The organism is Mucilaginibacter sp. P1_A3 (assembly GCF_056406855.1).
Map to the genome: position 1 here is coordinate 193,586 of NZ_JBFTZJ010000011.1, position 23,663 is coordinate 217,248.

17 protein-coding genes, 1 tRNA gene and 1 riboswitch are annotated in these 23,663 nt (G+C 40.4%); of the genes, 11 read left to right on the forward strand and 7 right to left on the reverse strand.

The annotated features are described in order from the left end of the window. Window positions 1-358: 358 nt before the first annotated feature. The gene (locus AC1D0K_RS23545) at window positions 359-928 is read right to left on the reverse strand and encodes a TlpA family protein disulfide reductase (protein ID WP_477397949.1); all 570 of its coding nucleotides are present in this window, start codon (window positions 926-928) and stop codon (window positions 359-361) included. Between the two features lie 118 nt (window positions 929-1,046). Beyond that, window positions 1,047-1,158: riboswitch (SAM riboswitch) on the reverse strand. A gap of 302 nt (window positions 1,159-1,460) precedes the next feature. On the opposite strand from AC1D0K_RS23545, the gene AC1D0K_RS23550 reads away from it, so the two are divergent. Further along, window positions 1,461-1,536, forward strand: a tRNA-Gly gene (locus tag AC1D0K_RS23550). 208 nt (window positions 1,537-1,744) lie between these two features. Then, window positions 1,745-2,413: an STING domain-containing protein gene (locus AC1D0K_RS23555; protein WP_477397947.1), complete on the forward strand. Its 669-nt coding sequence runs from the start codon at window positions 1,745-1,747 to the stop codon at window positions 2,411-2,413. 68 nt (window positions 2,414-2,481) lie between these two features. Here the strand turns inward: AC1D0K_RS23555 and AC1D0K_RS23560 are convergent, their stop codons facing one another. From AC1D0K_RS23560 to AC1D0K_RS23570, 3 genes are all read right to left on the reverse strand, one after another. Then, window positions 2,482-4,287 carry an AsmA family protein gene (locus AC1D0K_RS23560; protein ID WP_477397945.1) on the reverse strand — a complete coding sequence of 602 codons (1,806 nt, stop codon included), beginning with the start codon at window positions 4,285-4,287 and terminating at the stop codon, window positions 2,482-2,484. Window positions 4,288-4,458: 171 nt separating this feature from the next. After that, window positions 4,459-6,228: an LTA synthase family protein gene (locus tag AC1D0K_RS23565; RefSeq protein WP_477397943.1), complete on the reverse strand. Its 1,770-nt coding sequence runs from the start codon at window positions 6,226-6,228 to the stop codon at window positions 4,459-4,461. A 347-nt stretch (window positions 6,229-6,575) separates the two neighbouring features. Then, a complete protein-coding gene (locus tag AC1D0K_RS23570; protein WP_477397941.1) occupies window positions 6,576-7,157 on the reverse strand; it encodes an RNA polymerase sigma factor in 582 nt (193 codons plus the stop codon). Between the two features lie 138 nt (window positions 7,158-7,295). Here AC1D0K_RS23570 and AC1D0K_RS23575 point away from each other — a divergent pair, with 138 nt between their 5' ends. The 4 genes from AC1D0K_RS23575 to AC1D0K_RS23590 all read left to right on the forward strand — a co-directional run bounded on the left by AC1D0K_RS23575 (window position 7,296) and on the right by AC1D0K_RS23590 (window position 14,677). Beyond that, window positions 7,296-8,462, forward strand: coding sequence for a FecR family protein (locus tag AC1D0K_RS23575; protein WP_477397939.1), 1,167 nt, complete (start codon window positions 7,296-7,298; stop codon window positions 8,460-8,462). Window positions 8,463-8,745: 283 nt separating this feature from the next. Then, a complete protein-coding gene (locus tag AC1D0K_RS23580) occupies window positions 8,746-12,009 on the forward strand; it encodes a TonB-dependent receptor (protein ID WP_477442690.1) in 3,264 nt (1,087 codons plus the stop codon). 9 nt (window positions 12,010-12,018) lie between these two features. Then, window positions 12,019-13,536 carry a RagB/SusD family nutrient uptake outer membrane protein gene (locus AC1D0K_RS23585; protein ID WP_477442692.1) on the forward strand — a complete coding sequence of 506 codons (1,518 nt, stop codon included), beginning with the start codon at window positions 12,019-12,021 and terminating at the stop codon, window positions 13,534-13,536. A gap of 181 nt (window positions 13,537-13,717) precedes the next feature. Then, window positions 13,718-14,677, forward strand: coding sequence for a quinone oxidoreductase family protein (locus AC1D0K_RS23590; protein ID WP_477398539.1), 960 nt, complete (start codon window positions 13,718-13,720; stop codon window positions 14,675-14,677). Between the two features lie 164 nt (window positions 14,678-14,841). On the opposite strand, the gene AC1D0K_RS23595 is transcribed toward AC1D0K_RS23590, so the two are convergent. Next, window positions 14,842-16,053, reverse strand: a complete 1,212-nt coding sequence (locus AC1D0K_RS23595; RefSeq protein ID WP_477398541.1) for a hypothetical protein — start codon at window positions 16,051-16,053, stop codon at window positions 14,842-14,844. 245 nt (window positions 16,054-16,298) lie between these two features. Between AC1D0K_RS23595 and AC1D0K_RS23600 the strand changes: the two genes are divergently transcribed. The 3 genes from AC1D0K_RS23600 (at window position 16,299) to AC1D0K_RS23610 (ending at window position 18,814) form a co-directional block, all read left to right on the forward strand. Beyond that, a complete protein-coding gene (locus AC1D0K_RS23600) occupies window positions 16,299-17,075 on the forward strand; it encodes an SDR family NAD(P)-dependent oxidoreductase (RefSeq protein ID WP_477398543.1) in 777 nt (258 codons plus the stop codon). 260 nt (window positions 17,076-17,335) lie between these two features. Further along, window positions 17,336-18,142 (forward strand): phytanoyl-CoA dioxygenase family protein, encoded by an 807-nt coding sequence (locus tag AC1D0K_RS23605; RefSeq protein WP_477398545.1) that lies wholly within the window; start codon window positions 17,336-17,338, stop codon window positions 18,140-18,142. Between the two features lie 312 nt (window positions 18,143-18,454). Next, the gene (locus AC1D0K_RS23610) at window positions 18,455-18,814 is read left to right on the forward strand and encodes an iron chaperone (RefSeq protein WP_477398547.1); all 360 of its coding nucleotides are present in this window, start codon (window positions 18,455-18,457) and stop codon (window positions 18,812-18,814) included. A 3-nt stretch (window positions 18,815-18,817) separates the two neighbouring features. Here AC1D0K_RS23610 and mmuM read toward each other — a convergent pair whose 3' ends face one another. Next, complete coding sequence (gene mmuM, locus AC1D0K_RS23615) at window positions 18,818-19,747, reverse strand: homocysteine S-methyltransferase (protein ID WP_477398549.1); 930 nt, start codon at window positions 19,745-19,747, stop codon at window positions 18,818-18,820. A gap of 112 nt (window positions 19,748-19,859) precedes the next feature. Here mmuM and AC1D0K_RS23620 point away from each other — a divergent pair, with 112 nt between their 5' ends. Then, the gene (locus AC1D0K_RS23620) at window positions 19,860-20,066 is read left to right on the forward strand and encodes a hypothetical protein (RefSeq protein WP_477398551.1); all 207 of its coding nucleotides are present in this window, start codon (window positions 19,860-19,862) and stop codon (window positions 20,064-20,066) included. A 35-nt stretch (window positions 20,067-20,101) separates the two neighbouring features. Here AC1D0K_RS23620 and AC1D0K_RS23625 read toward each other — a convergent pair whose 3' ends face one another. Continuing rightward, window positions 20,102-20,830 (reverse strand): SDR family oxidoreductase, encoded by a 729-nt coding sequence (locus AC1D0K_RS23625; RefSeq protein ID WP_477398553.1) that lies wholly within the window; start codon window positions 20,828-20,830, stop codon window positions 20,102-20,104. Between the two features lie 334 nt (window positions 20,831-21,164). Here AC1D0K_RS23625 and AC1D0K_RS23630 point away from each other — a divergent pair, with 334 nt between their 5' ends. Continuing rightward, complete coding sequence (locus AC1D0K_RS23630; protein ID WP_477442825.1) at window positions 21,165-23,654, forward strand: AsmA family protein; 2,490 nt, start codon at window positions 21,165-21,167, stop codon at window positions 23,652-23,654. Window positions 23,655-23,663: the final 9 nt, after the last annotated feature.

Sequence of the window (23,663 nt, forward strand, 5' to 3'; positions counted from 1 at the left end):
TTTTGAATATCAATACAGCTGAATGAAAGCATTGGCTAACAGCTTTTTTGGCATGAAATACCCGCTGATATGCTTTATAGTACCTGTAAAGAATTAATTTTTGCTTTGTGGTTATTTAAAAGATAACAAGCTGCAGCAAGCACACTCATTAAATAACCATTGCGGTTGGGTTAGCATCAACAACGCATGCTTTGCATACAGCCATGGAAAGAATTGCAGGTAAACAGCGTAGCATCAGAAGAATAGTTGGCGTGAAAAAAGGTAGCTGTTGTTTTCATAACATTAAGATATTGACTTATAGAAAAAGCAACCGGGATAAATAATTGCAAGCAACTTACTCCGTAATTGCCCGGTATTTTTAATTAACAGATGCAGTTTTATTATTAACCAGCGCATCTACAGCTTTTAGCATCGATGCAAATTCCTGGGTATCATACAAACGGGTGAGGTAAACTATTTTACCATCCTTATCAATAATAACATTACGCGTTACGCCGCTTTTTTTGTTGGCGAACCGGCCAAAAATATCGGCTCCGGGATCAAGCGCCAGCGGATAGCTGATATTCATTTCCTGGTGAAATTTCTTTACCTTTTCAAGGGGTTCATCGCGATCTACGCCTATCAGAATCAGGCCTTTGTCTTTATAAGCCTGCCATACGTCCTTTTCAAGGTGGGGCATTTCTTCGCGGCATACACTGCACCAGCTGGCTGTAAATTGCAAAATAACAACTTTGCCGCGCAGCTCTTTTAAGGAGGTTTTGGTGCCATCGGCAAGTTGCAGTTCAAAATCTGCAGGTGCCTGGTCGCCAACTTTTACAATATAGCCACGATCAATAGATGCAGGATCAGTTGGTTTTGCAGTTTGCGCGCCGGCAAACATGGCGCTTATCAGAAACGAACAGGTAATGAGTAAATGTTTAATATTCATAGTTGTCAATTTTAATGCTGCTTTTAGCAGGCATAAATTTTTAAGTATTTTAATTAAACAGGATTTCAGAGAGAAAGGGAGATAATGATCAGCCATGGGCTGTGCAATAATTTTGCGAATATTATCTTCTCCACCTTTTATAGCGGACAGGAATTAGCACCTTTATAACAATGGGCTTACAGGTTGCTAAGACATCATAGGGCCTTTCCCTCAGTCTTTCTTGATAATTAAAATTAAAGAACTTATTTCGTCAGCAAATATATAATATATTCTACTAAACACATAGACTTTATATAATTTATTTGTCATTTAAATATCTTCCCAATAATTTCACCCAACGCGCCGCAAATTGAGCCAAGGTGATACTTAAATAAGAGCCTTATTATTCGCTTTCCGGCCTATAATTTAAATTAAGCAGATGGTTAGTGTATTTTTCACTTGCAGAGTATTCAATTCTTTTTATATTTGCGCTCCCGAAAACGAGATAGGCACACGGTTAACCGCAACGCAACTCGAAACAGGAAACACCAACGCGAAAGTAGCTCAGTTGGTAGAGCACGACCTTGCCAAGGTCGGGGTCGCGAGTTCGAATCTCGTCTTTCGCTCCAGAGCCCTTCCCTAAAAAAGAAGGGCTTTTCTTTTTTAAAAGGTTAATAACCAGGCATCCTGTACGCTATTATCCTTACGCTCCGCATCACTGCCGTGAATGAGGTGTTCCTCAACAAAATGCCTGTGGTAATTCAAACAAATTCCAACATTTTTTGCATACCACTTAATTAATCATTATTATTACTATTAACTAATAACCTGATAGTCATGACCTTTACTTTCAGATTTTTCCCGTTTAAGGATTTTATATTTTCCATTATACCAACTATTGGTACCTATGGCGGCTTCCTTGATGGCATTATTACGTTCCCCAATAAATGGATGGCTTTTGGGTCTGGATTTGTAGTATCTGTAATACTAGCAATAATTTTCCATGCCGAAAACAAGCGTAATTACAGAAGGTCGCTGGCCGAAATACTGGCGATGGGTTATTTTATGAATTTTACCGGCAGGCTGGCTAAACTTTTAAAAGGCAAGGCCGATATTAGTTTTTCTTTCCCGGATGCTAATCTTGTAGCTTACCCTCCAGGCAAGGTTAACGTTAAGGTAGGCATACCGGGCACCCTAAACGCTTTGGTTAAATACTGCAATATGGTAGAAGCACAAAGTGATGTAGTGTATATTCGTGAATCAACAAAAAATGACCCTTACTGGGTACGGGCAAAAAAGGAAGACGATGGCACCATAACCATTTATGAATTTCCAAGAACCCTGTTTGCCCTTTCCAGGTACCTGGAAAAAGAATTTGAGAATCAACAGAAAGCCGAAAAAAACTCGAAAAAGATCTATAAATATTTTGATGATAAACTAAAGCAATTGAAAATACAGCACAGTAATGAGTTCCCTAATGACAGGATCAAGTTTCAATACGTGTAGGTGTAAAAACGCATATTTTGCATCTCCCAGATGCAGATCCAACTGCTATATCCGCTGGGTATAATTTTCTAATTCTTCTTTTTTTCAAGCTGCTCCCTGAATTTTTTTTCCTCTTTTTCTTTCTTCTCCCTTGCTTTTTTTAAAGCCTTCTCCCGCTCCTTTTTATCCTTTTCAGTAACTGGCTTACCGGCTTCTTTTTCCTGCGATTTGCCTACCCCTACGCATGACTTGAGTCCATCGAGCAACGTAAGCCATATTGTTTTAAAGAAGGGAAAATTTGCCGGTCGGATAAAAACCAAGTTGGCCGACCTCGGTACAGGCTTTCCCTCATCGGGGTTATCCTGTTTAAGTATTACGGCATTGGCCAGCAGAGACATCAACGATTTTTTCGCGTAACCTTTTTCCTCATCGCGTTTTAGTAAATCCACCTTTAGGCTGTTGTAGAGGAATGTGACCTTACCGGCAGCATTTTTTTTGTTGCCGTGAATATTAAAGTCGAGACTATTTACCCTTCCCGATGTTATTTTTACCAGGCCCAGCGGCATAACCGCCGGGTTGGCTGCCAACATATCCATAGAGCCCAGGTGCCCTTTATAACTGTAGCTATAAGCAGCATCGCTTAAATTAAAACCAAAGGCCAGATCGAGCTTGCCTTTGCCCATAAAATAAGTACTGAGGTTAACCGTACAAACAGGATGCTGACTGAGGATAGTTTTTTTATTAGTGAGGTTGAGAAACCTGCCTGTAGTATTATCAAACTTTACCGCCCCGGCTTTCCCGGAGCTTTCTTTATACTCGCGGTAGCTAACATCTATCTTTTTAATGTCGAGCGTATCCACGTTGAGCCCCGCTTTTACCTGGCGGATAGCCCAGTTGGGGAACGTAACCAGCCTATCGGTAGTTTGAAGCCGGCCATTGGGGTTGGCAAAAACCTCGAAATCCCCCCTATCAACAGTAATTTTTGATACCAGGAGGTCCTGCGCTCTACGATAGCTGCGGTAATCAAAATGATGAAAGGTAACCTTATCAAGGTGCAGGGTAAAGCGGTCGCTTTTACTTTTGGCAAAAAATGCCTTTACGCTTAGTGGCTGTATGTCTATCCCTGCAATATCCAACCGGGCTTCGCGGGTGGATAGTTTTATCGATCCCACTCTATATTTATACAGGCCCCCGGCAGAAGTTTGGGTATAATGCTTCAGCTCTGTAACGATGTCCCTGCAATATAATGTTCTCGAGGTATCTGTTTGCGTTGTCGAATCTATCAGCAGGTCGGTAGCTTGCAGGTTCATCTCCTTCAGTACAGAAACCGAAGGCTTGGGGACACTCTTATCTCTATAGGTAAAGGTGATTGCATCCAGGCTAATTTGACCTACATAAATCATTTTAAAACTGTTGGAAATTTTCTGGTAGAGGGTTCGTTTATCCTTCCGCTCCTTTTTGTGCGGCTTATCTGTGTTTTTACTGATATATATTTCCGGCCTATCCAGCGTAATCCGGCCAATATCCATTTTCTTTTTAAACCAGGTTTGCAGCGGGTGCGCTCCTGAAATTTCCAGTCGCTTTACGCGCAGTTCATAAAGATGATTGGGGGCATCGCCACTTTCCTGCATCTTATGGTAAACAGCAGTATCCGGACCGAAGGTAATATCATACAAAGTGGCCTTCCCCGCAAAAATATGCAGCTCGGCTTTACTAAAATCTACATGGTATAAACTATCGGAGCCTTTTAAAACCGCATCCTTTAATTTTGCGGTAAGCTTGCTGGTTAAAAAACTATTCAGGAATAATGCTACAACAAGCACCAATAAACCCACCGCCGCCAAACTGATCAATACAATTTTTTGCCACCTGTGCTTTAAAAACGAAACCGCCATAATAATTGCTCTTATTTTAGTTTTAAGCAACCTACAGGCAGCTTTATAATAAGCTACAACACCAAAACCGCGGTTTTGTTAATCCCTTGTTACTGTTACTTTTAACGAAAGCACCAGCATAATATCAATAACGTTTAGATGGCTCCCCGCAAAACAGGGCGAAGAAGTAGTTTACCGCTTCAACTTTCCATTTACAATGCGATCTGTATAATCCTGGATCAGGGCCTTACAATCAAGCATTGCCTTATCCATTTCTGAATCAATTTTCCCGCCCATTAAATTCTTTTCGAGCCCTTTATCGGCAGCCGCGAAAATCCCCGTAAATACTTTTCCATCAAACAAGTAAATATAATTACCCTGCATAAACTGGTATATATTACCCGGCGAATTGATTACCCTTGGTGTTTCGGCCGGGGAATTGGTGATCAGGCTTCTGCCCCATGATCTGAAAGGCTTATTATAACCTATCATATCAACTATGGAAGGATATATATCCATTTGCGAAGCCAGGTCTGTCCTCACACCTTTTAAAGCATAAGCCTTATTAGCGCTGTAAAACAATATGGGAACAGCAAACCGGTTAATAGCCTTACTATATTCAGGATAATAAGTTTGACTGGTATGATCGGCAGTTATTACAAAAATGGTGTTATTGAACCAGGGCTGCGTTTTTGCATAGTTAAAAAACAGCCGCAGCGAGTTATCTGTATATTGTACACATTTATCAATAGTAAGCGGACCACCTTTAAACCTCGCTTTGTATTTTTCCGGAATCTGATCGGGATCATGCGATGATAGGGTAAACAGTGTAGCCATAAATGGCTGTTTCTGGGTGCTAAGCGTTTTACCCATGAACTGGAAAAATGGCTCATCCCAAATACCCCAAATGCCATCAAAATCTCTATCGTTGTTATATTCCGTTCTGCCGTAATAGTTTTTAAATCCTAAAATATTGCCGAAACCCTGGAAACCCATCGAACCATTTGCCGCCCCATGAAAAAACGATGTTTGATAGCCCATTGTATCGCAAACAGATACCAAAGACTGGATTTGTTGCTTTGCATAAGGCGATGAAGTAAAGGCGGTTTGAAACGATGGAATACCAGCCAAAATAGACGACATAGCGTGAATAGATTGCCGCCCGTTGGCGTAAGCATTGGTGAATATCAAGCTGTTATCAGACAATGAATCTAAAAAAGGAGTGTAGGATTTAAAATCGGGTATATTGGCGCCCCTGTTCATACTTCCCCAATACTCCCTTGCCATGCTTTCCAATATAATAACTACAACATTAGGCTTTACAGCGGGGGTGTTGTTGTATTGTTTTACAGGCTTAATATTCGCGTTAATATAGTTTTGGTCTGTCCAGTGTTCAAGTTTAAAATTGTTGGCGCTAAGCGTTCTGAAAATGGCAAAAGGTGTGTTTAATACAATATCGCCCTGGTTGGGGATGATTACGTGTTTGTAGGCATCAATCATGTTTATAGGCCTGGTGCTGTGACTAAAATCGCCCCGTATGCCACCAATAACTAAAGCCAGAACAATTAAGAATGCAGCTACTGATGAATAAAAATAGGATGCCGGTTTTCTCCCCGGGTTGGGTTTAATTTTTACGCGACTATATAACCATATCCAGCAAAGGCTGCATAATATAAAAATGATAATTACATACCAGTATGCTCCGGAAAAGTGTTTAAATAATGCTTTCTTGTTATTTTCATCGGCAAGCACATCAAGCGTAGCCTTTGTTGATCTAACCTGGCTAAAACGGTAGTAAATAATATCAACAAAATTGGTAGCGTAAGCCAGCAGGTTTGTAATGAAATATAAAATTGTTAACCCTTTTTGGAAACCGGGCCGTGTATTAATGGCTAAGGGCAAAATACTTAATACAATAAACAAACTGTTAATATATAATAGCGCGGCTGTATCAAAAGCCATTCCGTAATAACACAGTTTTAATATAGAGGAAAGGTGATCAACAGCGAAAAGATTTGCATTAAATGCAAAAAACAGCACCCTGCCTATGAAATAAAAAAAATAACCTAATAAAATCCTGAATATAAGAACCTTATATTCACCTAATCTGAATTTAACCTCCATTAAAAAATATTGCTTTTATTACCCTTAAATTACATAAGGCAAGGCATGATTAAAGCCGCTACGGGAAAAAACCTTAATATACCTTTGTTTACATACAGGGATGATTGTAAAAAAAACGAATATAGTAAAAAAGCAAATAATGTATCGGAGAGCGGCCCTGTGCTAAAGCCGATAAGCGGCTGAATTTATTTAAGCAGGTAGATCATTAAAATAAACGACGAAATGTGTTTAAAGCAAATCCTGAGGTGCTTAAGTGCAACTGTTATCTGGTTTTCAACTGTACGTTTTGAGATACCCAGCTGACCGGCAATTTCCTGGTTGGAGAGTTGCCTCACCCTGCTCATATAAAATATTTCCTGGCAACGTTTGGGTAACTGCACCAGGTATTTATCCAGCTCCTGCTCAAACTCCTGAACCATAATATGCCGCTCGCCAGCGTTACTATCTACCTGCTCCGCTAATTCGAGTCCCTCGGGAGCCAAAATAACGGGTGACTTTGCCGATCTCATCCTGTTATATACCTGGTACCTGATAGCCGTAAGTAAAAAATTGGGGAATGACTCAATTTCCAGCAGGTTTCTGCGGTTCCAGATATTCAGGAAAACATCGTGCACAATTTCTTCACTCTCCTCCCGATCTTTAACGTACACCAGCGCGGTTTTGTAAAGCCTTACCCAGTACCGGTCAAAAAGAGCGGTAAAAGCTGCTTCGTCATTGCGGCGGATAGCAGCCCAAAGTTCAGCGTCACTAAGCGGGGAATTAGACATAATTGGTAGGGTAAAAGTATGAAAAGACCTGAAATATTTCAATGTTTTACTTTTTGCAAATAAAAATTTACAAAAAGTATGTGTGTGATTAAATGTTACCTACACATATAATGTATAAACCTGTAATATATATTCCTGATGATAACCAAAAACGAGTTTCTGGCTTTGTACCAAAAGTACATTAACGGGCAATGCTCCCCTATAGAAAAGGAATTGCTTGATAGTTACAGCGATGAAATGAAATTGCAGGGTGATGACTGGACTGATGATTTAGTTGATGAACAGGATGTACGCAACAGAATTTGGCAAAAACTAAATGACAGTCGCAAAGTTGTTGAAATTACCCCACGTAAAAAAGCCAATTACCGTTGGATGGCGGCAGCAGCTGTTTTACTGATAGCTTTATTTGCGGGCTTGTTTTTTATAAAAGGTGAAAAACCAAAACAACAGGCAGTTACCGGCTTAGCAAAAAACAAGCAACAACAAATTGTACCGGGCAGTAACAAAGCCTACCTCACCCTGGCCAATGGCGCAAATATTATTTTGGATGATGCTAAAAACGGTGAAATTGCCGCTAAAACCGGGATCAAGGTAAGTAAAACAGCTAATGGCGTACTTGTATATCATTTTACAAAAACCAGCCCCGAAGCTGTCGCAAGCGCCGCGCCAGAGTTTAATACCATAACTACGCCACGCGGCGGGCAATACAAGGTTGAGCTGGTAGATGGCACTAAAGTTTGGTTAAATGCCGCATCATCATTAAGGTTTCCGCAGGCATTTACCGGTACCGACAGACAGGTTGAACTAACCGGCGAAGCTTATTTTGAAGTGGCAAAAAATAAAGAAAAACCATTTATTGTAAAAGCTAACGGTACTCAGGTGCAGGTATTGGGTACTCATTTTAACGTAAATGCCTACAGCGATAATAACAACATAACCACCACTCTTTTAGAAGGATCTGTAAGAATGTCAAATGCAAGCTCGGCAGTAATGCTGGTTCCCGGCCAACAGGGATCTGCGGGCGAAAACGGCTCGGCCATTAAAGTTAGCAAGGCCGATACCGAAGAAAACATGGCTTGGATCAATGGCTTCTTTGTATTTCATGACGAAAGCATTGTAAATGTGATGAAACAGGTAAGCAGGTGGTATGATGTTGATATTGAGTATCGCGACAATGTGCAACAGAACGAGTTTGGTGGTACCATATCCAGGTACAAAAACATTAATGAGTTATTAAACAATATGCAATTAACCCGTACTATTCACTATAAAATTGAAGGAAGGAGGGTAATCATTATGAAGTAGTTATATCTGCCCAATAATGTTAACCTGTTATAATAACCAGGAGCGTTCGCACCGCCCCTGGTATTAAGCTGTGAAGCTGCCAGGTAAAAACCAATGATCATTTTTCTCATAACCAATTATTTAACCTAACATTCAAATGTATAAAATTTCTACTGCAATTAGATGCAGGGAGCTTCCCCGTATCCAATCTAAATTATTTCTGATTATGAAATTGACGTTCTTTTTATGCTTGATTTCCATACTGCAGGTTAGTGCCTCCACTACCTATGCACAAAAAATCAGCATGAACAAAAATAATGCATCCCTGGCTGCAGCACTAAAAGAGATCCACAAGCAGAGTGGATTTAGTGTGCTTTACAATGCCAAAATGCTAAAGTTGGCAGTGCCTGTAAACGTGCATTTACAAAACGTTGAATTGGAGGAAGCATTAAAACAATGTTTCCAGGACCAACCGTTTACTTATGTAATCAATAATACAACCATCGTAGTTACACCTAAGATACAGGAAACAACCCCTGTTCAGGCTATCACGGTTACAGGCCAGGTTAAAGACAACAAGGGGTTACCCCTGCCTGGTGTTACCATTAAAATAAAAGGCTCTGAGATTGGCACTCAAACAGGCCTTGATGGTAAATATTCTCTTAGTGTACCTGATAGTAAAGCCGTTTTGGTATTTAGTTTTATTGGTTTTGTTAACCAGGAAATAACCGTTGGCAACCGGGCTAAAATTGATGTGGTATTAAAGGAACAAACATCTGCACTTAATGAGGTGGTTGTTGTGGGTTACGGTACGCAAAAAAAGGTGAACTTAACCGGTGCTGTTTCTACAGTAAGCGGCGAAGATCTTAATAAACGTCCGGTTATAAATCCGGCTTCGATGTTGCAGGGAACTATACCCGGCGTACAGGTGAGCCAGGGCTCGGGCGAACCGGGTAACGAAAGTGTATCCATACAGATCAGGGGAAACGGAACCTTTAGTGGCGCCGGATCAGCACCGTTGGTTTTAGTAGATGGTGTTCCGGGTAGTTTTAGTGATATTAATCCTACGGATATTGATAATGTATCCGTTCTTAAAGATGCGGCTTCCGCATCAATATATGGTTCAAGGGCTGCAAACGGGGTAGTATTAATTACCACCAAACAAGGCAAAGCAGGCCAAATGAAAGTTCAGTACGATGGCAATGTTGGCATATACAAGCCAACCAAGCTTTTTAAACTGATAACCAACTCTGCTCAATACATGGAATTGTATAATGAGGCCCGTATCAATACTGGTTTAAATGACCCTAACGATCCAACCAAACTATATGGTCTTTATCCGCAGGATCAGATAGATCTTTACCGTAACAGTTCAGATCGTGTTCATTATCCTAATACCGATTGGTTAAGTCTTATTTTTAAAACGGCTCCAACACAAAATCATAACCTAACCTTTAGTGGTGGAAATGAAAAAACCACCTATAACATATCATTAGGTTATGTTGATCAGAATGGTATTATCAGGGGTTTCAATTATAAAAAATATACTGGTCGTATCAATCTAACCTCAAAAATTAACGATCATATCAAATTCGGAACTAATATTTTATTAAAATCCGGCACCACAGAATCTGCTGCAGGTGGCTCAAAAGATTTATTCCTTTCAGCCATGTCACAAGCGCCTACCTACGGACCATACCTTACCGATGGAAGCGGGCACTTTACCTATAAGGCTTATGATTATGAATACAACAACAAAAACCCTATAGCTGTACTTGACAATAGCTTCACCCACAATACAAACGATTACGCCGTTAATGCTCAAGGCTGGTTTGAAGTACAGTTCACCAAGGATTTTTCATGGTATACTAAGGGAGCTGTAAATGTTAATATGGATAAGTACAAGGATTATAAATCAACCCTTGATCTATATAATTTCAAAACCAACACGCTCTCTACATCTTTAGACTTAGGTAAGGGGTTAACCGACCAAGACGAACAAACTGTTTACTCAAACTTGTACAGTTACTTGAATTACAACCATAACTTTAACGGGCACAGCATTAAAGCGCAGGCTGGTTACAGTGTTGAGCAAAGTAAATATTCATACCTGCAGGGTTACCGTCAGAATTTCCCTGATGAGGATTTAAGGGAACTGAACGCCGGCGGACAGGACATTCAAAGAGCCAGCGGTACAGCAAACCAATGGGCGCTAATGTCATACTTTGGTCGTGTAAATTATAACTACAAAGAGCGTTATTTGTTAGAAGGCAATATCCGTTATGATGGCAGCTCAAAATTTGCCGGTAATAACAAATGGGGTGTATTCCCATCATTTTCCGGAGGCTGGCGCGCATCAGAAGAGCCTTTTGTAAAGGCCATGAATTTAACCTGGTTGGATAACTTTAAGTTAAGAGGTTCATGGGGAAAGCTGGGTAACCAAAACATTGTAATAGGTGGGTATACAGTAAATTACCCATACCAGGCATTATTAAACCTGACTGGGAATTACTCTTTTGATAACTCCGCCTTAACAACCGGCGTAGCCCAACAATCATTAAACAATCCCGATATTAAGTGGGAAACTACTACCATGACAGATATTGGCCTGGATCTGGCACTTTTCAAAAACTTCAATGTAACTTTTGATTGGTACAAGAAAAGAACAATTGATATCTTAAGGCAATCACAGGTTACCGCCATTGTGGGCTTAAGCGCACCAACTATTAACGATGGTGTTGTTGATAATACCGGAGTTGAGCTTGGCTTAAACTACAGCAACATGATTCATGAAGGATCATTAAGCGGCTTCACCTATGGCTTAGGAGTTAATTTAGATCACTTTAATAACAAACTGGTAAAATACGGTCAGCAAGACATTTTTGATTATACCACTAATAAAAACGGACAGCCTATAAGCTCTTTTTATATGCTGCAGGTTGCAGGAATTTTTCAGTCAACTGCCGAGGTAAACAGTTCGCCTAAACAATTTAACGATAGCACCTTACCGGGCGACTTGAAATATAAAGATGTTAATGGCGATGGCAAGATCAACAGTGATGACAGAACCATTATAAGCGGCGTATACCCTAAATTAAATTACTCGTTTAACCTATCGGCAAGCTTTAAAGGATTTGACTTTTCGGCTATGATGCAAGGTGTTTACGGTAGTAAATCATACGTATCTAACTGGGGCGTAATTCCGTTTGTACAAGGCACGCCACCAACAACCGACTGGTTGAACAGATGGACTCCTGAACACCCATCAACCACTATGCCTCGTATTTACTGGGGATGGAGCGCTCCGCAAAAACTCACCCGCCCATCAACTTTCTTTTTACAGGATGCATCATACTTAAGGCTTAAAAATTTAGTATTTGGCTATACACTGCCATCTAAGCTGACCAAGAGCATAGGTATTGACAGGTTAAGGGTTTACTTTGCCGGCGATAACTTATTTACCATAACCAAATTTAAGGGTCTTGATCCTGAACGTTATGGAAGCGGTGATTTAGTGCAGTACCCGCAAAATAAAATATACTCTTTTGGTGTAAACGTTTCCTTTTAATCAGTCCACATGAAAAATCGAATTATAGCAACTATATTAATTACATCACTGTTTTTAGGTGCATGTAAAAAAACACTGGATCTGAATCCGCTGGACCAGATATCCACATCTACCTTTTATAAATCAAAAAGCGACTTTGACAAAGCCCTTGCCGCAGTTTACGCGTCTCTGCAAAACAATGAATTTGCCGAGGAACTTCCCATTCGTGATTGCCTTACCGATAATGGTTATGCGCAGTTTAACTCGGGCAGCGTTAATGATGTTGATCAGGGTAACTTAAATCCTACCACCGGCGGCTATGAAACCGGTATTTACAAAGACAGCTATGTTGGTATTGGAAGGGTAAATTTATTTATACAAAACCTGGCTAACTACAAAGGATCTGATATTGCAGATGCCGACAGAAAGGCCTATGAGGGCGAAGTAAGGTTTATAAGAGCATTTTTTTACTACCAGTTATACACCATTTATGGTGATGTTCCCCTGGTTTTAGAGCCGCTTACCCTGGCTACCCAAAAACAGCCTAAAGTAGCTGCAGCTAAGATACTGACTCAAATAACAACAGATCTTGATTACAGTATTGCAAACCTTAATACCGCTCCATATTTTTCAAACGGAGGGCATGCGGCTTCATCATCGGCCAAGGCATTAAAAGCCCGCGTACTTTTATTTGCGGCTTATGGCACTACAGGTACGCCTGATGTGGCAACGCTAACGCAGGTAAGGGATCTTTGTAAGGATATTATGTCGCAATACACCTTAACTAAAAACTTTGAGGACAATTTCAGGGATGCCACACAGAAAAACAATACAGAAACCATTTTCTCTATTAATTTTTTGGCGCCTAACAATTTAGCCTACTGGGACAGGGATTATGGCGACTGGTGCTCAGCAAGCCCGCTGCCTAACTTTGTTAATACGTTTGAGTGTACCGATGGTTTACCTTATGGTACTTCGCCTCTTACCGATACAAAAAAGCCCTTTAACAACCGCGACCCAAGATTAGCCAAAACAGTATATGTTGATCATCCTGATTTTGGCGGAGGTAAAGTACATAACCCGTCAAACCCTCGTCCTACAGGCTATGGCGTGCTAAAATTTCTTGACCCAGCCAATCTTCCATTCGGGTTTTCGACACTTAGCGGCCAGGATGCCATTGTATTACGTTTAGGAGAAGTGATGCTGATGTATGCCGAAGCGCAAAACGAAATTGCCGGTCCGGATGCAACCGTTTATAAAGCGATGACAGATTTGCGTGCCCGTGTAACTATGCCCGCTTACCCGGCCGGATATACCAAAGAGCAAATGCGCGAAAGGATAAGACATGAGCGCCGCGTTGAGCTCGCTTTTGAAGGCTTACGTCATTATGATTTAATGAGGTGGCACATTGCGGATGATGTGTTAAATAAAGTAAAGGATAGCCTGATCCCTTACCATTTTGAAAATAAATTTTACAAATGGCCACTGCCACAAACAGAAATTGATAAAAGTGGTGGCGTATTGGTTCAAAATCCTGATTATAAATAATCAACTTAAGCAGGTTTAATTTATATGATAACAAAGCGGCGGGTAAATTACCTGCCGCTTTGTTTATTTAAAGGGCCCAGCTTTTATAGGATCATGATTTTTACATCACCCTGATTCCAGGGAAACACAGGTTCCCGGTTGATTTCCTACTTTTACCAAATCTTAAAATTATCTGCAATAAATGAAAGCTTTAACATTTTCAACTTTTGGCGGCCCGGAAGTACTTGAATACATTGACATTCCAACACCCGTATTACAACCCGGAGAGTTACTGGTTGAAATGAAAGCCATCGGCTTAAATTTTGCAGATGTTTATCGCCGAAAAGGCAATTATCATCTAAAGGGTACCCCTCCTTTTATAGCGGGGTATGAGGGTGCTGGTGTGGTAATCAACGCCAACAACAACCCCGATTTTAAAATTGGCGATAGAATTGGCTTTGCCGATGTGCCTTTTGCAAATGCCAAAATGGTAGCCGTTCCTGTTGATCATGCCATTCCTTTACCGGCAAACATAAGTTTTGAAACTGCTGCATCGGTTTTATTGCAGGGCCTTACCGCGCAGTACCTGGCTACAGATAGCCACCAAACCAAAACGGGGGATATTGTGCTTATCCATGCCTGTGCCGGCGGTGTGGGGCAATTGCTAACCCAGATAAGTAAACTTTTGGGCGCAAAAACAATAGGGCTAACCTCATCTGCAGAAAAGGCAGCAATAGCCTTACAAAACGGCGTTGACAAAGTGTTTTTGTACCAGGATGATTGGAAAACAGAAGTTTTATCATTTTGCAGCAATGGCGTTGACGTGGTTTACGATAGCATTGGCAGCACTTTACAGGATAGCTTTGAGGTAGTAAGAAACTGCGGGCAGGTAGTATTTTTTGGCATGGCCGGCGGCGACCCGGCATTTGTAGATCCAAGGATGCTGATGGATACCTCAAAAACACTCACTGGCGGCGACCTTTGGAGCTACCTAACGTCAAAAAAGGAAAGAATAAAGAGGGCCAGCCAGCTATTTAACTGGATTAGCAATAATGAAATTACTATCTCGCCACCAACAGTTTTTAAACTCGCTGATGGCAAACAGGCACATACCTTTTTAGAAAGCAGGAAGAGTAACGGTAAAATAATACTCATCCCTTAAATTACCGTATTTTCAATTCGTCTTAACTCACTCCCAAAAGCACACAATGTATTGCAAGTAAATATGTTCCGTCAGGAGCTACCTGTTTGTAGCAATTTTTAACAAAAACAAGCTTGCTCCGTAGGTGCCCCCCAAATTGACAAGGTAAATATCATTGCTGCAACTTATTTGCTTTTATTTAGTACCTCGTCAAAATTAATGAATAAATCGGCCTTGCTGTCGTCGTCATAAACACCTCCTGCTATAATGCTCTGGCCTGTAACAGCGGGGTTATTGCCATGCCCCAAAGGCCAGCTGCCTTTGCTGTTTGATACGCCAAACCCGGCGTAGGAGGCTGCTTTAATAGCAAAATCGGTACAGTTGTTTTTGGATAGATGATACTCCAGGCCATCATAACGTTTGGTGAGCAGCAGGATCTTTTCAAATCTCTTTTTGGAAATAAATTTACCCATCACTTCATCCCACCTGTGCCCGCAATCATTTTTAAACGTTCCAGAGCAGGAAGGATCCAATGGAGTCGCCGAAAACAGGTTGTCTTTTTGTGGATAAAATCCAAAAGAGATGGAAACCGACGTTGAATCGGTATTGTACTTAATAAGCGTAATAAAAGTATGCCCCGTATTGGTAAAAGCAAATACTTTGGGCTTGCCCGGTATCGGTTGCTTTACATGGAAAAGCAATGCATATGCGGCAGCCTTTTTGCCATCGTTAAATGTATTGATGATGCGGTCATAAGTTATCGCTTTGCTCTTTTCTTCGGTTTTATCTTTTAAACCAACGGGGCCGGGTGCATTGATAAATACAGAATCATCCTTTGTGTTGATGGATAAATAATTGGTATTTAAGGTAGAATCTTTACTCACACTATCGGCTGCCAGCGAATCAGCTGAATACTGCAATGGCGCCGGGTTATTATTTGCCTGTTTGCCCTTTGCATATTGCATTGTTTTAAAAAAACATTTCATAGCCAAAGGATACAAACGCAACCTTGCAAATACATTGGCCAGCCTGTAATATACTTTAACTTTTGATTGATTATAATTTACCTCATTGTTATTCGCCGAAAGCTCTTTTAAGTAGCCCATCAGTTTTTTTCTTTCCTGGCGGTTACTTAAATGGGTTTCCATACCTTCAATGAGGTTTACATCAGCTTCGTTATTAATTCGCGCTTTATTGGCGGCAGCCGGTGCTTTGCTTACATCCGATAAAACAGGAATATTAAAATCGTTTTCAAAAAAGTCTTTGGCTGTGGTATCGCCCGGTTTTAATTTATAACGCACCGCTGCTGATAATTGGGCATGAGCGGGTAAACAATATAATAGGTAACTTATGATTATAAACGCCTTAAAATATGGGGTTATACGACGAGTTATCATGAAAAATGGTTTTTATCTGGTTAATGTTATAACGTAAATGAATAGCAAACAGTACATGGAATTTGTTTATCCACAACAACAATAATTTGGGCAATTATTATAGCCAGCCAGGTAAAAATCATGAAAAGCCTTTTTCATATATGGCACAAACGTAATAACATTTTAAATAGTCTACAAATTTAGTAGAGTATTTATTAAACTTGCAACATCGATCTGATTTTTTAGTTTGATATGACATTGTTTAGATGAAAGAATACGCTTTAATAACAGGTGCAAGTAAAGGCATAGGCAAATCAATAGCTTTATTACTGGCCAAAAAGGGCTATAACTTATTGCTGGTGGCCCGATCAGCAAACGAATTGGAAGATTTATCGATTCATATCAAAGCGCAGTATCATGTGGAAGTATCTTATTTTTTAGCCGATCTATCAGCCGCCGGTGCTGCTACCCGGATAACGGAGTGGAGCAGGAGCTTATCGGTACCTATATCCATACTTATAAATAATGCCGGCTATGGTCTTTGGGGTAACTTTGATGAATTGGCCCTGGCCGGGCAGATGAGCATGATAAAGGTTAATATAGATGCAGTGGTTGAGTTATGTTATCATTTACTCCCGGTTTTAAAAGCGCAAAAGCAAGCTTATATATTAAATGTTGCCAGCACTGCGGCCTACCAGGGGGTGCCTACGCTGGCGGTTTATGCGGCGTCAAAATCGTTTGTACTATCATTTAGCCGGGCTTTACGCTATGAGTTAAAAGATACTGCTGTATCGGTAAGCTGCCTGTGCCCTGGCCCTACCGATACAGGCTTTGCCCATCGTGCAGGTATGGACGCGCTGGCCGATCTGGCAGCCAAATTCAATATGACACCCGATGATGTTGCCGCCATAGGCATCAGTGGCATGTTCAGTAAAAAGGCCGAGATTGTTCCGGGCTTTTTAAATATGCTATCGGCTGCGGCTGCAAGGCACAGCCCAAAAGGGATTATTGAGCGTGTTACCGCCGGCCTGTACAAACGTTAAAAAAATATTTTCATAAAAATTTGTTTGGTTCAACAAATTACATACTTTTGTATAGTCTATTAAATACATAGACATTATATACATTGATTAATCAACAACACATACCGTTTGCATGCTCCATGCGAATGCCCTTCTCCCAAAGGGTCATGTGCAGCTGTTGTTGTTAATTTCCCCAAGGATCATCTCCTTATTTTAAAAACTGTTTAAAGCAGTTCCTGGTTTTTCGCACTCATTTCCAAGCATTTTAATTCTTCTTTTTCATGGCAGGCTCATATCAAAAATTCACTTTAGGCTCAGCAATTACGCCCGAACAACAAGCTTTTTTTAACCAGCACGGTTTTATACACTTTACAAATTTTATTAAACCCGAAACAGTAGCTAATATCATTCAGGCATCAGAACAGGTTCAGCAAAACTGGATTACTAATAAAGTAGAAAAGGTAAACGGTGTACCCATTAAATATGGTAAAGATGTTGATGGCTCGCCTATTGTACAACGCTTCGCTTTTATTAACAAACACCATGCGGCGTTAGATGAATTTTCCAAAGATCCCCGGTTCCAGGTATTGCTGAACCTTATTGGCGAAGGCGCCCGCCTGGGTACCGATGAAAAGGACGGAATGGTTTTTAATCACTACGTAAACGGCCCCGAAAGCAGCTTTACCAAAATGGGTTGGCACACAGATGGCTTGCGTGATATTTTCCATGGCCAAAAATTAAACCCAATGCTTAATGTGGGTATCCACCTGAGCACGCTGAAACCGGAGAACGGAGGATTACGGATTTTACCCGGAACTCATCAACAGAATTTATACCAGATGCTTTTCCGTAAAAAATATTTCTTGGATCATGACACGGATGAAAATGAAGTTGCCATTACTCCTACTGCCGGCGACCTCACCATACATGACGGCCGCTTATGGCACCGTGTAGCCCAGTCATCTGTAATTGGCGAAGAAAGCCGCAGAAGGGTAATTTATATCCCCATTATTGCAGGCAAGTATGAGCCCAAAAATGCCGACAGCCCTACTGCCTTTTATCAACGTTTTGCAGGTATCGTTAAATAATAAATTATGTTAATCGCCTTATTCATCAGCTATCTTATCCGCAGCGGGAAAATAACCATCATCAGAAATTTCTTTAGCAATAAAATACCTGCCAAAGTGCTTGTACGCAACCCAGGGAACTAAAAGACAGCTATTATTTATTTTTGCATGGCCATAAACCCAAACCTTGTTTTATAGATCCGCGAAGGGTATTTTAATGAGTCCCCTTTTGCGGATCAGGAATTAATTGGCAAATATTTTTTTTGCATTTGGCAGGTTTTGTATATTTATATATTATAAACCAGGCAGATAGCCCAAACTCTATGTAAAAAGATGATAACAGCCAAAGCCACCACTATTGACGAGTATATAGCAGATTTCCCAGCTGATGTTCAGCAAATCCTGCAGCAAATTCGTGCAACTATTAAAGAAGCGGCCCCCGGGGCAGGAGAAAAAATAAGTTACGGAATGCCTACTTTCACGCTTAAGGGTAACTTAATTCACTTTGCAGCTTTCAAAAATCATATAGGGCTATACCCAACCCCCAACGGCATCGAGGAATTTAAAGAAGAACTCTCGGCATACAAGGGAGCAAAGGGTTCGGTTCAATTTCCGATTGATAAGCCCATGCCCTTAGCGTTGATCACCCGGATTGTGAAATTTAGGGTAAAAAAGAGCGTGGAGAAGAAATAAGTTTTAATCCACCAACAGTTGTAATTGCTTTATATCCTCCGGAGTTGTTCTGCAACAGCCCCCTATAATTTTTGCACCTGCTGTAAACCAGTCTTTTGCATCATCAAGAAAATGTGAGTGGCTTGCAGGCGAAGACAACCAGCATTTATTAACCGCATCCCAAATTTCCCCTTTATTAGGGTAAACCAGTATAAGCTTACCGGTATTTATTGCCGCTATTTTTACAAGCGATGTTATGTGCTGCGGTGCGGTACAATTAACCCCAACAGCTATGAACTGATTTGATTGACTGATTAATTTTACAGCATCAGAAAATTCTTCACCACTGCTAATTTGAGTATCGTTTTTACAGCTAAAAGTAATCCAGGCCTGCACATCCGGAAACTCCAATAACAACTCTTTTAACGCGATAGCTTCATCCAAACAAGGTATTGTTTCGCAAGCCAGCAAATCTGTACCGGTTTCAATCAGCAATTTAATTCTGCTGCGATGAAATAACTTAAGGTCTTCAATACTTACGCCATAATTACCACGATACTCTGAACCATCGGCTAAAGATGCCCCATAAGGCCCAACAGACGCTGCTATCAACGGCTTTTCTTTTCGGGATATAACTTTCATCGCATCTTCGCGTGCCTGGAAAGCCAATTGCACACTTAACTGCATCAGTTCAACAGCTTCCTGTTGGGTGTATCCATTTTTTGCAAATCCTTCAAAACTGGCCTGGTAACTCGCTGTTGTAATAACATCAGCGCCGGCAAGCAAATAATCGTAATGTACCTGCTTAATTAATTCAGGATTTTCCTTTAATAATTTGGCCGACCATAATGTATGATTAAGATTAGCCCCTCTTGCCTCTAACTCGGTAGCCATTGCACCATCAAGAACAACAAATCCTTTTTCCTTAATAAATGCGTCAAATATATTTTTCATTTGTATAATTCTACCTGCAAGATAACAATTGTATTTAATCAGTTCTTATCACCTTCCTGTCAATTTCCCTTCCCTTATCTAAATTACATGTTTAAACTTCTTAATTTTACTTATGGAATTAGGAATAAGCACATTTGGCGAAGTACACCCTGATGGAACTGCCGGCAAAGCTGTAAACGCCCACAAACGGGTACAGGAATTATTGGCAGCACCAAGGTGGCTCCAATTATTCGTAAGGAAACCAGTAAATAAAACACCCGGAATTTTTAAGAAATATTTTCCCGGAATTAAAAAAAGGACAGGAGATAAAAGAAGCTAACCTTTATCTCCCGTCCTTTTCATTATTTAACACGGTTATACCAACACCGTACCACCATCAATAATTAAGCTGCGGCCTGTACCATATTGCTGTTTCATAAGGTATAAAAAGCCTAAAGCAACATCCTCTGCCTCGCCTACCCGCTTAAGCAGCAAACTACCTTCCAGATAATTGTACATGCCGTTGCGTTGCTCTTCGGTCATAGCATCCCACAGGTTTGTTTTAATAACACCCGGCACAACACAGTTAACACGAATTGGCGCCAGCTCAACGGCCATAGCCCTTACAAAACCGTCCATAGCCCCGCAAATGGCAGAGGCAACAGACCAGCCCGCGCCAGGCCTTTCACTGGCCGTACCACTGGTAAGCGATATAGAACCACCTGGGTTAATATGAGGTGCGCCGTATTTTACCGCGGTAAAGGCACTCCAAAAGCGCAGGTTAAAAAAGCCTATTGCTTCTTCAACAACTGTATCACTAATGTTTTTCAGACTTAAATTTTCCCCGGCAGTATACACGAGGTGATCAAAACTGCCTATTTTTTCAAAAAAAGCCTTAATGTTTTCTTCTTTACCCAGATCAACGGCATACCCTTCGCTCCCTTCTGGAAGTTCCTCAAGCGCTTTATCAATACGTTGCTGATTGCTGGATACAATAACCACTTTAGCCCCTTCGGCGGCAGCCGCTTTGGCGGTGGCCAATCCCAGGCCTGTGCTGGCCCCTAATAATACTACCCTTTTACCGGCAAGTGTTTCACTTTTCATATTCTTTAATTTTTGTTGGCACAAAATTCAACATGATAAAAGCAAACCCACTTAACAAATGGTAAAAAGCAAAGCCGTTTAAAAATGATTTATTATAACAACAGGTTATTCCTAATTCTCTGTAGAGACGCATATTTGCGTCTCCCGGATGCAGATTCAGCTATACAGCAACCTATTTTTTAATAATTGTAATATTATAATTATAGCTCTCCTAACAACATAATAACGACTGCAAATAAATACGCCTCGGCTTAGCATTTTATAACCAATGTGTTTATATCTGTATAAATCAAACAATTAAACTTATTAAATCTTTTATAATAAAATAGTTGTAATGCCGAAGTGGATAAAAACATTGTTGAAAATATTGGGGGCTGTAATAGGGATTATAATAATTGCCTTTGCCGGCATTTCTATGTATATTATTTTCAACAAGGAAAAGGTGCTCAAAATGATCACCACCGAATTAAATAAAAACCTGGATGGTACACTCACTATCGGCCAGCTTGATCCTACATTTTTTAAAGGATTTCCGGGAATTTCTGTTAGTTTAAAAGATGTGGTTATTAAAGATCAGCGATGGCCCGCACATCATCATACTTTATTGGATGCCAAAAACTTTGATGTTTCTGTAAATGCAGCGGCGCTGTTAAAAGGCAGCGTGGAGATAAACAAGGTATCCATTAGTGAGGCGAATATCGATTTGTTTACCGATAGCACTGGTTACAGCAATACAGCCGTTTTTAAGGGTAAACCTAAAGAAAAAAACGCTCCGACAGATAAAAACGGATCTTCAACCCAGACAAAACGCTTTAACCTTAGCAACGTTAATTTTGTGGTTGATGACCGTAAAGCCTTTAAGCTATTTAAGTTTCAGGTAAATGATGTAAACGGGCAGATGCAATACCCTGCAACCGGCTGGCATGCCTATATCAAACTGCAAACATTGGTTAAAAACTTTTCTTTCAATACCAAAAGGGGCAGCTTTATGAAAAACAAACTGCTGGATGGCATATTTGACATAACTTACAATGAACCAGCAAAGCTGATAACTGTAGCACCTAATGTATTGAACATTGGCGACGATGATTTTACCATTGGAGGTAAATTTAATGTGGCCAAACCCAATGTGGAATTTGTACTTAATATTAAGAATGACGAAATTTTATGGACACGCGCAGCCCAGCTATTGGCTCCCAACATTACAAAAAGCCTCAGCATGTTTAATATTAACAATCCTATCGCCGTTGCCTGTGATATTGCAGGCGCTTTTGGCGGAGGCGGCGATCCGTCCATTTTTGTTACTGCCAAAGTAAAAGATAATGTGGTGACCATACCCGGCGTTAAGATTGAAAACTGTAGTTTCAACGGTGTATTCTCCAATAATTACATCAACGGAAAGGGCTTGAGTGATGAAAACTCGGTGATAAAACTTTATCACTTTAATGGCACCTACCAAAAGATTCCCTTTACTATTGATACAGCCTTCATCAACAATTTAAATACGCCCATTGCGAGCGGCATCTTTAAATCGCATTTTGATATCGCGAAGCTTAACCGGGCCGTTGGCGATGATGATCTTAAATTCACCAAAGGTTATGCCGATTTGAAGCTGGCCTATAAAGCCGACCTGGTTAATTATAGAATCACCAAGCCTAAACTTGCCGGCACTATCAACATTAAAAACGCCAATGTAAGTTATGTGCCGCGTAACCTGAATTTTAAAAACACGGCTATCACCATCAAATTTTCGGGCAATAATTTATTGCTGAACAATATTCGCATGCAATCGGGCAACAGCATTGTGTTTATGGAAGGCCGGGTAAACAATTTTCTTAACTTGTATTATACAGCTCCGGAAAAAATAGTGCTTAACTGGCAGGTGCGCAGTCCGCAATTGCACCTGGCAGAGTTTTTGGGATTTTTAAACAGTCGCCAGTCTATCGGGGAGATTAAATCGTCTGGTAAAAAAACCAATATCAATAGTGCACTGAGCACTGCTTTTGAAAAAGGCAAGGCCGAAATACACCTCAGGGTTGATAAAGTATATTATAAAAACTTTTTAGCTACAGATGCCACTGCAAATTTTTTAATGGCTGATAATGTCATCAAAATAAATAATGTAAGTGTTAAAAACGCAGGTGGTTCATTAAAACTAAATGGCAGCTTTGTGCAAAACGGAGCCACTAATAACTTCACTATCAACACTAAAATTGATGATGTGAATACCAGCAACTTCTTTTACTCGTTTAATAATTTTGGTATGCAAAATTTCACATCAAAAAACCTTAGCGGTTTATTATCCGCGCAGGCTCATTTAACCGGTGGTATAAATAGCCAGGGTAATTTAGTTCCACGATCATTGAAAGGATTGGTTACCGTTAACCTAAAAAAAGGGGCGCTGCTTAACTTTACACCTATTACAAGTGTAGGTAAATTTGCTTTCCCTTTTAGGGATCTTAAAAATATCAGGTTTGCTAATTTGGATATGAAGTTTAATATTGATGGAGATAAGATCAATATTGACCCTATGCAAATCAATTCAAGCGCTATAAATATGGATGTTGCCGGCGTTTATTCCTTATCAAAGGGCACCAACATTGCTATGGATATTCCTTTACGTAATCCTAAAGGCGATACCGCTATTATTGATGTAACCCAACGCAATAAAAAACGTATGAAAGGTATTGTGCTTCATATACTGGCCGCTGATGGCGAAGACGGGAAAATAAAAATAAAGTGGAACAAAAACAGGGATAAAAAAGACGATAAAGACAAAAAAGACAAGGATGAAAAAGGTCCGGAAGAAAATGGCACAAAATAGTTACAATAA

What these genes read in the sequence shown, in the direction of transcription:
- AC1D0K_RS23545 (WP_477397949.1), bottom strand. Translation starts at nt 928, where the DNA reads ATGAATATTAAACATTTACTCATTACCTGTTCGTTTCTGATAAGCGCC.
- AC1D0K_RS23555 (WP_477397947.1), top strand. Translation starts at nt 1,745, where the DNA reads ATGACCTTTACTTTCAGATTTTTCCCGTTTAAGGATTTTATATTTTCC.
- AC1D0K_RS23560 (WP_477397945.1), bottom strand. Translation starts at nt 4,287, where the DNA reads ATGGCGGTTTCGTTTTTAAAGCACAGGTGGCAAAAAATTGTATTGATC.
- AC1D0K_RS23565 (WP_477397943.1), bottom strand. Translation starts at nt 6,228, where the DNA reads ATGGCTTTTGATACAGCCGCGCTATTATATATTAACAGTTTGTTTATT.
- AC1D0K_RS23570 (WP_477397941.1), bottom strand. Translation starts at nt 7,157, where the DNA reads ATGTCTAATTCCCCGCTTAGTGACGCTGAACTTTGGGCTGCTATCCGC.
- AC1D0K_RS23575 (WP_477397939.1), top strand. Translation starts at nt 7,296, where the DNA reads ATGATAACCAAAAACGAGTTTCTGGCTTTGTACCAAAAGTACATTAAC.
- AC1D0K_RS23580 (WP_477442690.1), top strand. Translation starts at nt 8,746, where the DNA reads ATGAACAAAAATAATGCATCCCTGGCTGCAGCACTAAAAGAGATCCAC.
- AC1D0K_RS23585 (WP_477442692.1), top strand. Translation starts at nt 12,019, where the DNA reads ATGAAAAATCGAATTATAGCAACTATATTAATTACATCACTGTTTTTA.
- AC1D0K_RS23590 (WP_477398539.1), top strand. Translation starts at nt 13,718, where the DNA reads ATGAAAGCTTTAACATTTTCAACTTTTGGCGGCCCGGAAGTACTTGAA.
- AC1D0K_RS23595 (WP_477398541.1), bottom strand. Translation starts at nt 16,053, where the DNA reads ATGATAACTCGTCGTATAACCCCATATTTTAAGGCGTTTATAATCATA.
- AC1D0K_RS23600 (WP_477398543.1), top strand. Translation starts at nt 16,299, where the DNA reads ATGAAAGAATACGCTTTAATAACAGGTGCAAGTAAAGGCATAGGCAAA.
- AC1D0K_RS23605 (WP_477398545.1), top strand. Translation starts at nt 17,336, where the DNA reads ATGGCAGGCTCATATCAAAAATTCACTTTAGGCTCAGCAATTACGCCC.
- AC1D0K_RS23610 (WP_477398547.1), top strand. Translation starts at nt 18,455, where the DNA reads ATGATAACAGCCAAAGCCACCACTATTGACGAGTATATAGCAGATTTC.
- mmuM (WP_477398549.1), bottom strand. Translation starts at nt 19,747, where the DNA reads ATGAAAAATATATTTGACGCATTTATTAAGGAAAAAGGATTTGTTGTT.
- AC1D0K_RS23620 (WP_477398551.1), top strand. Translation starts at nt 19,860, where the DNA reads ATGGAATTAGGAATAAGCACATTTGGCGAAGTACACCCTGATGGAACT.
- AC1D0K_RS23625 (WP_477398553.1), bottom strand. Translation starts at nt 20,830, where the DNA reads ATGAAAAGTGAAACACTTGCCGGTAAAAGGGTAGTATTATTAGGGGCC.
- AC1D0K_RS23630 (WP_477442825.1), top strand. Translation starts at nt 21,165, where the DNA reads ATGCCGAAGTGGATAAAAACATTGTTGAAAATATTGGGGGCTGTAATA.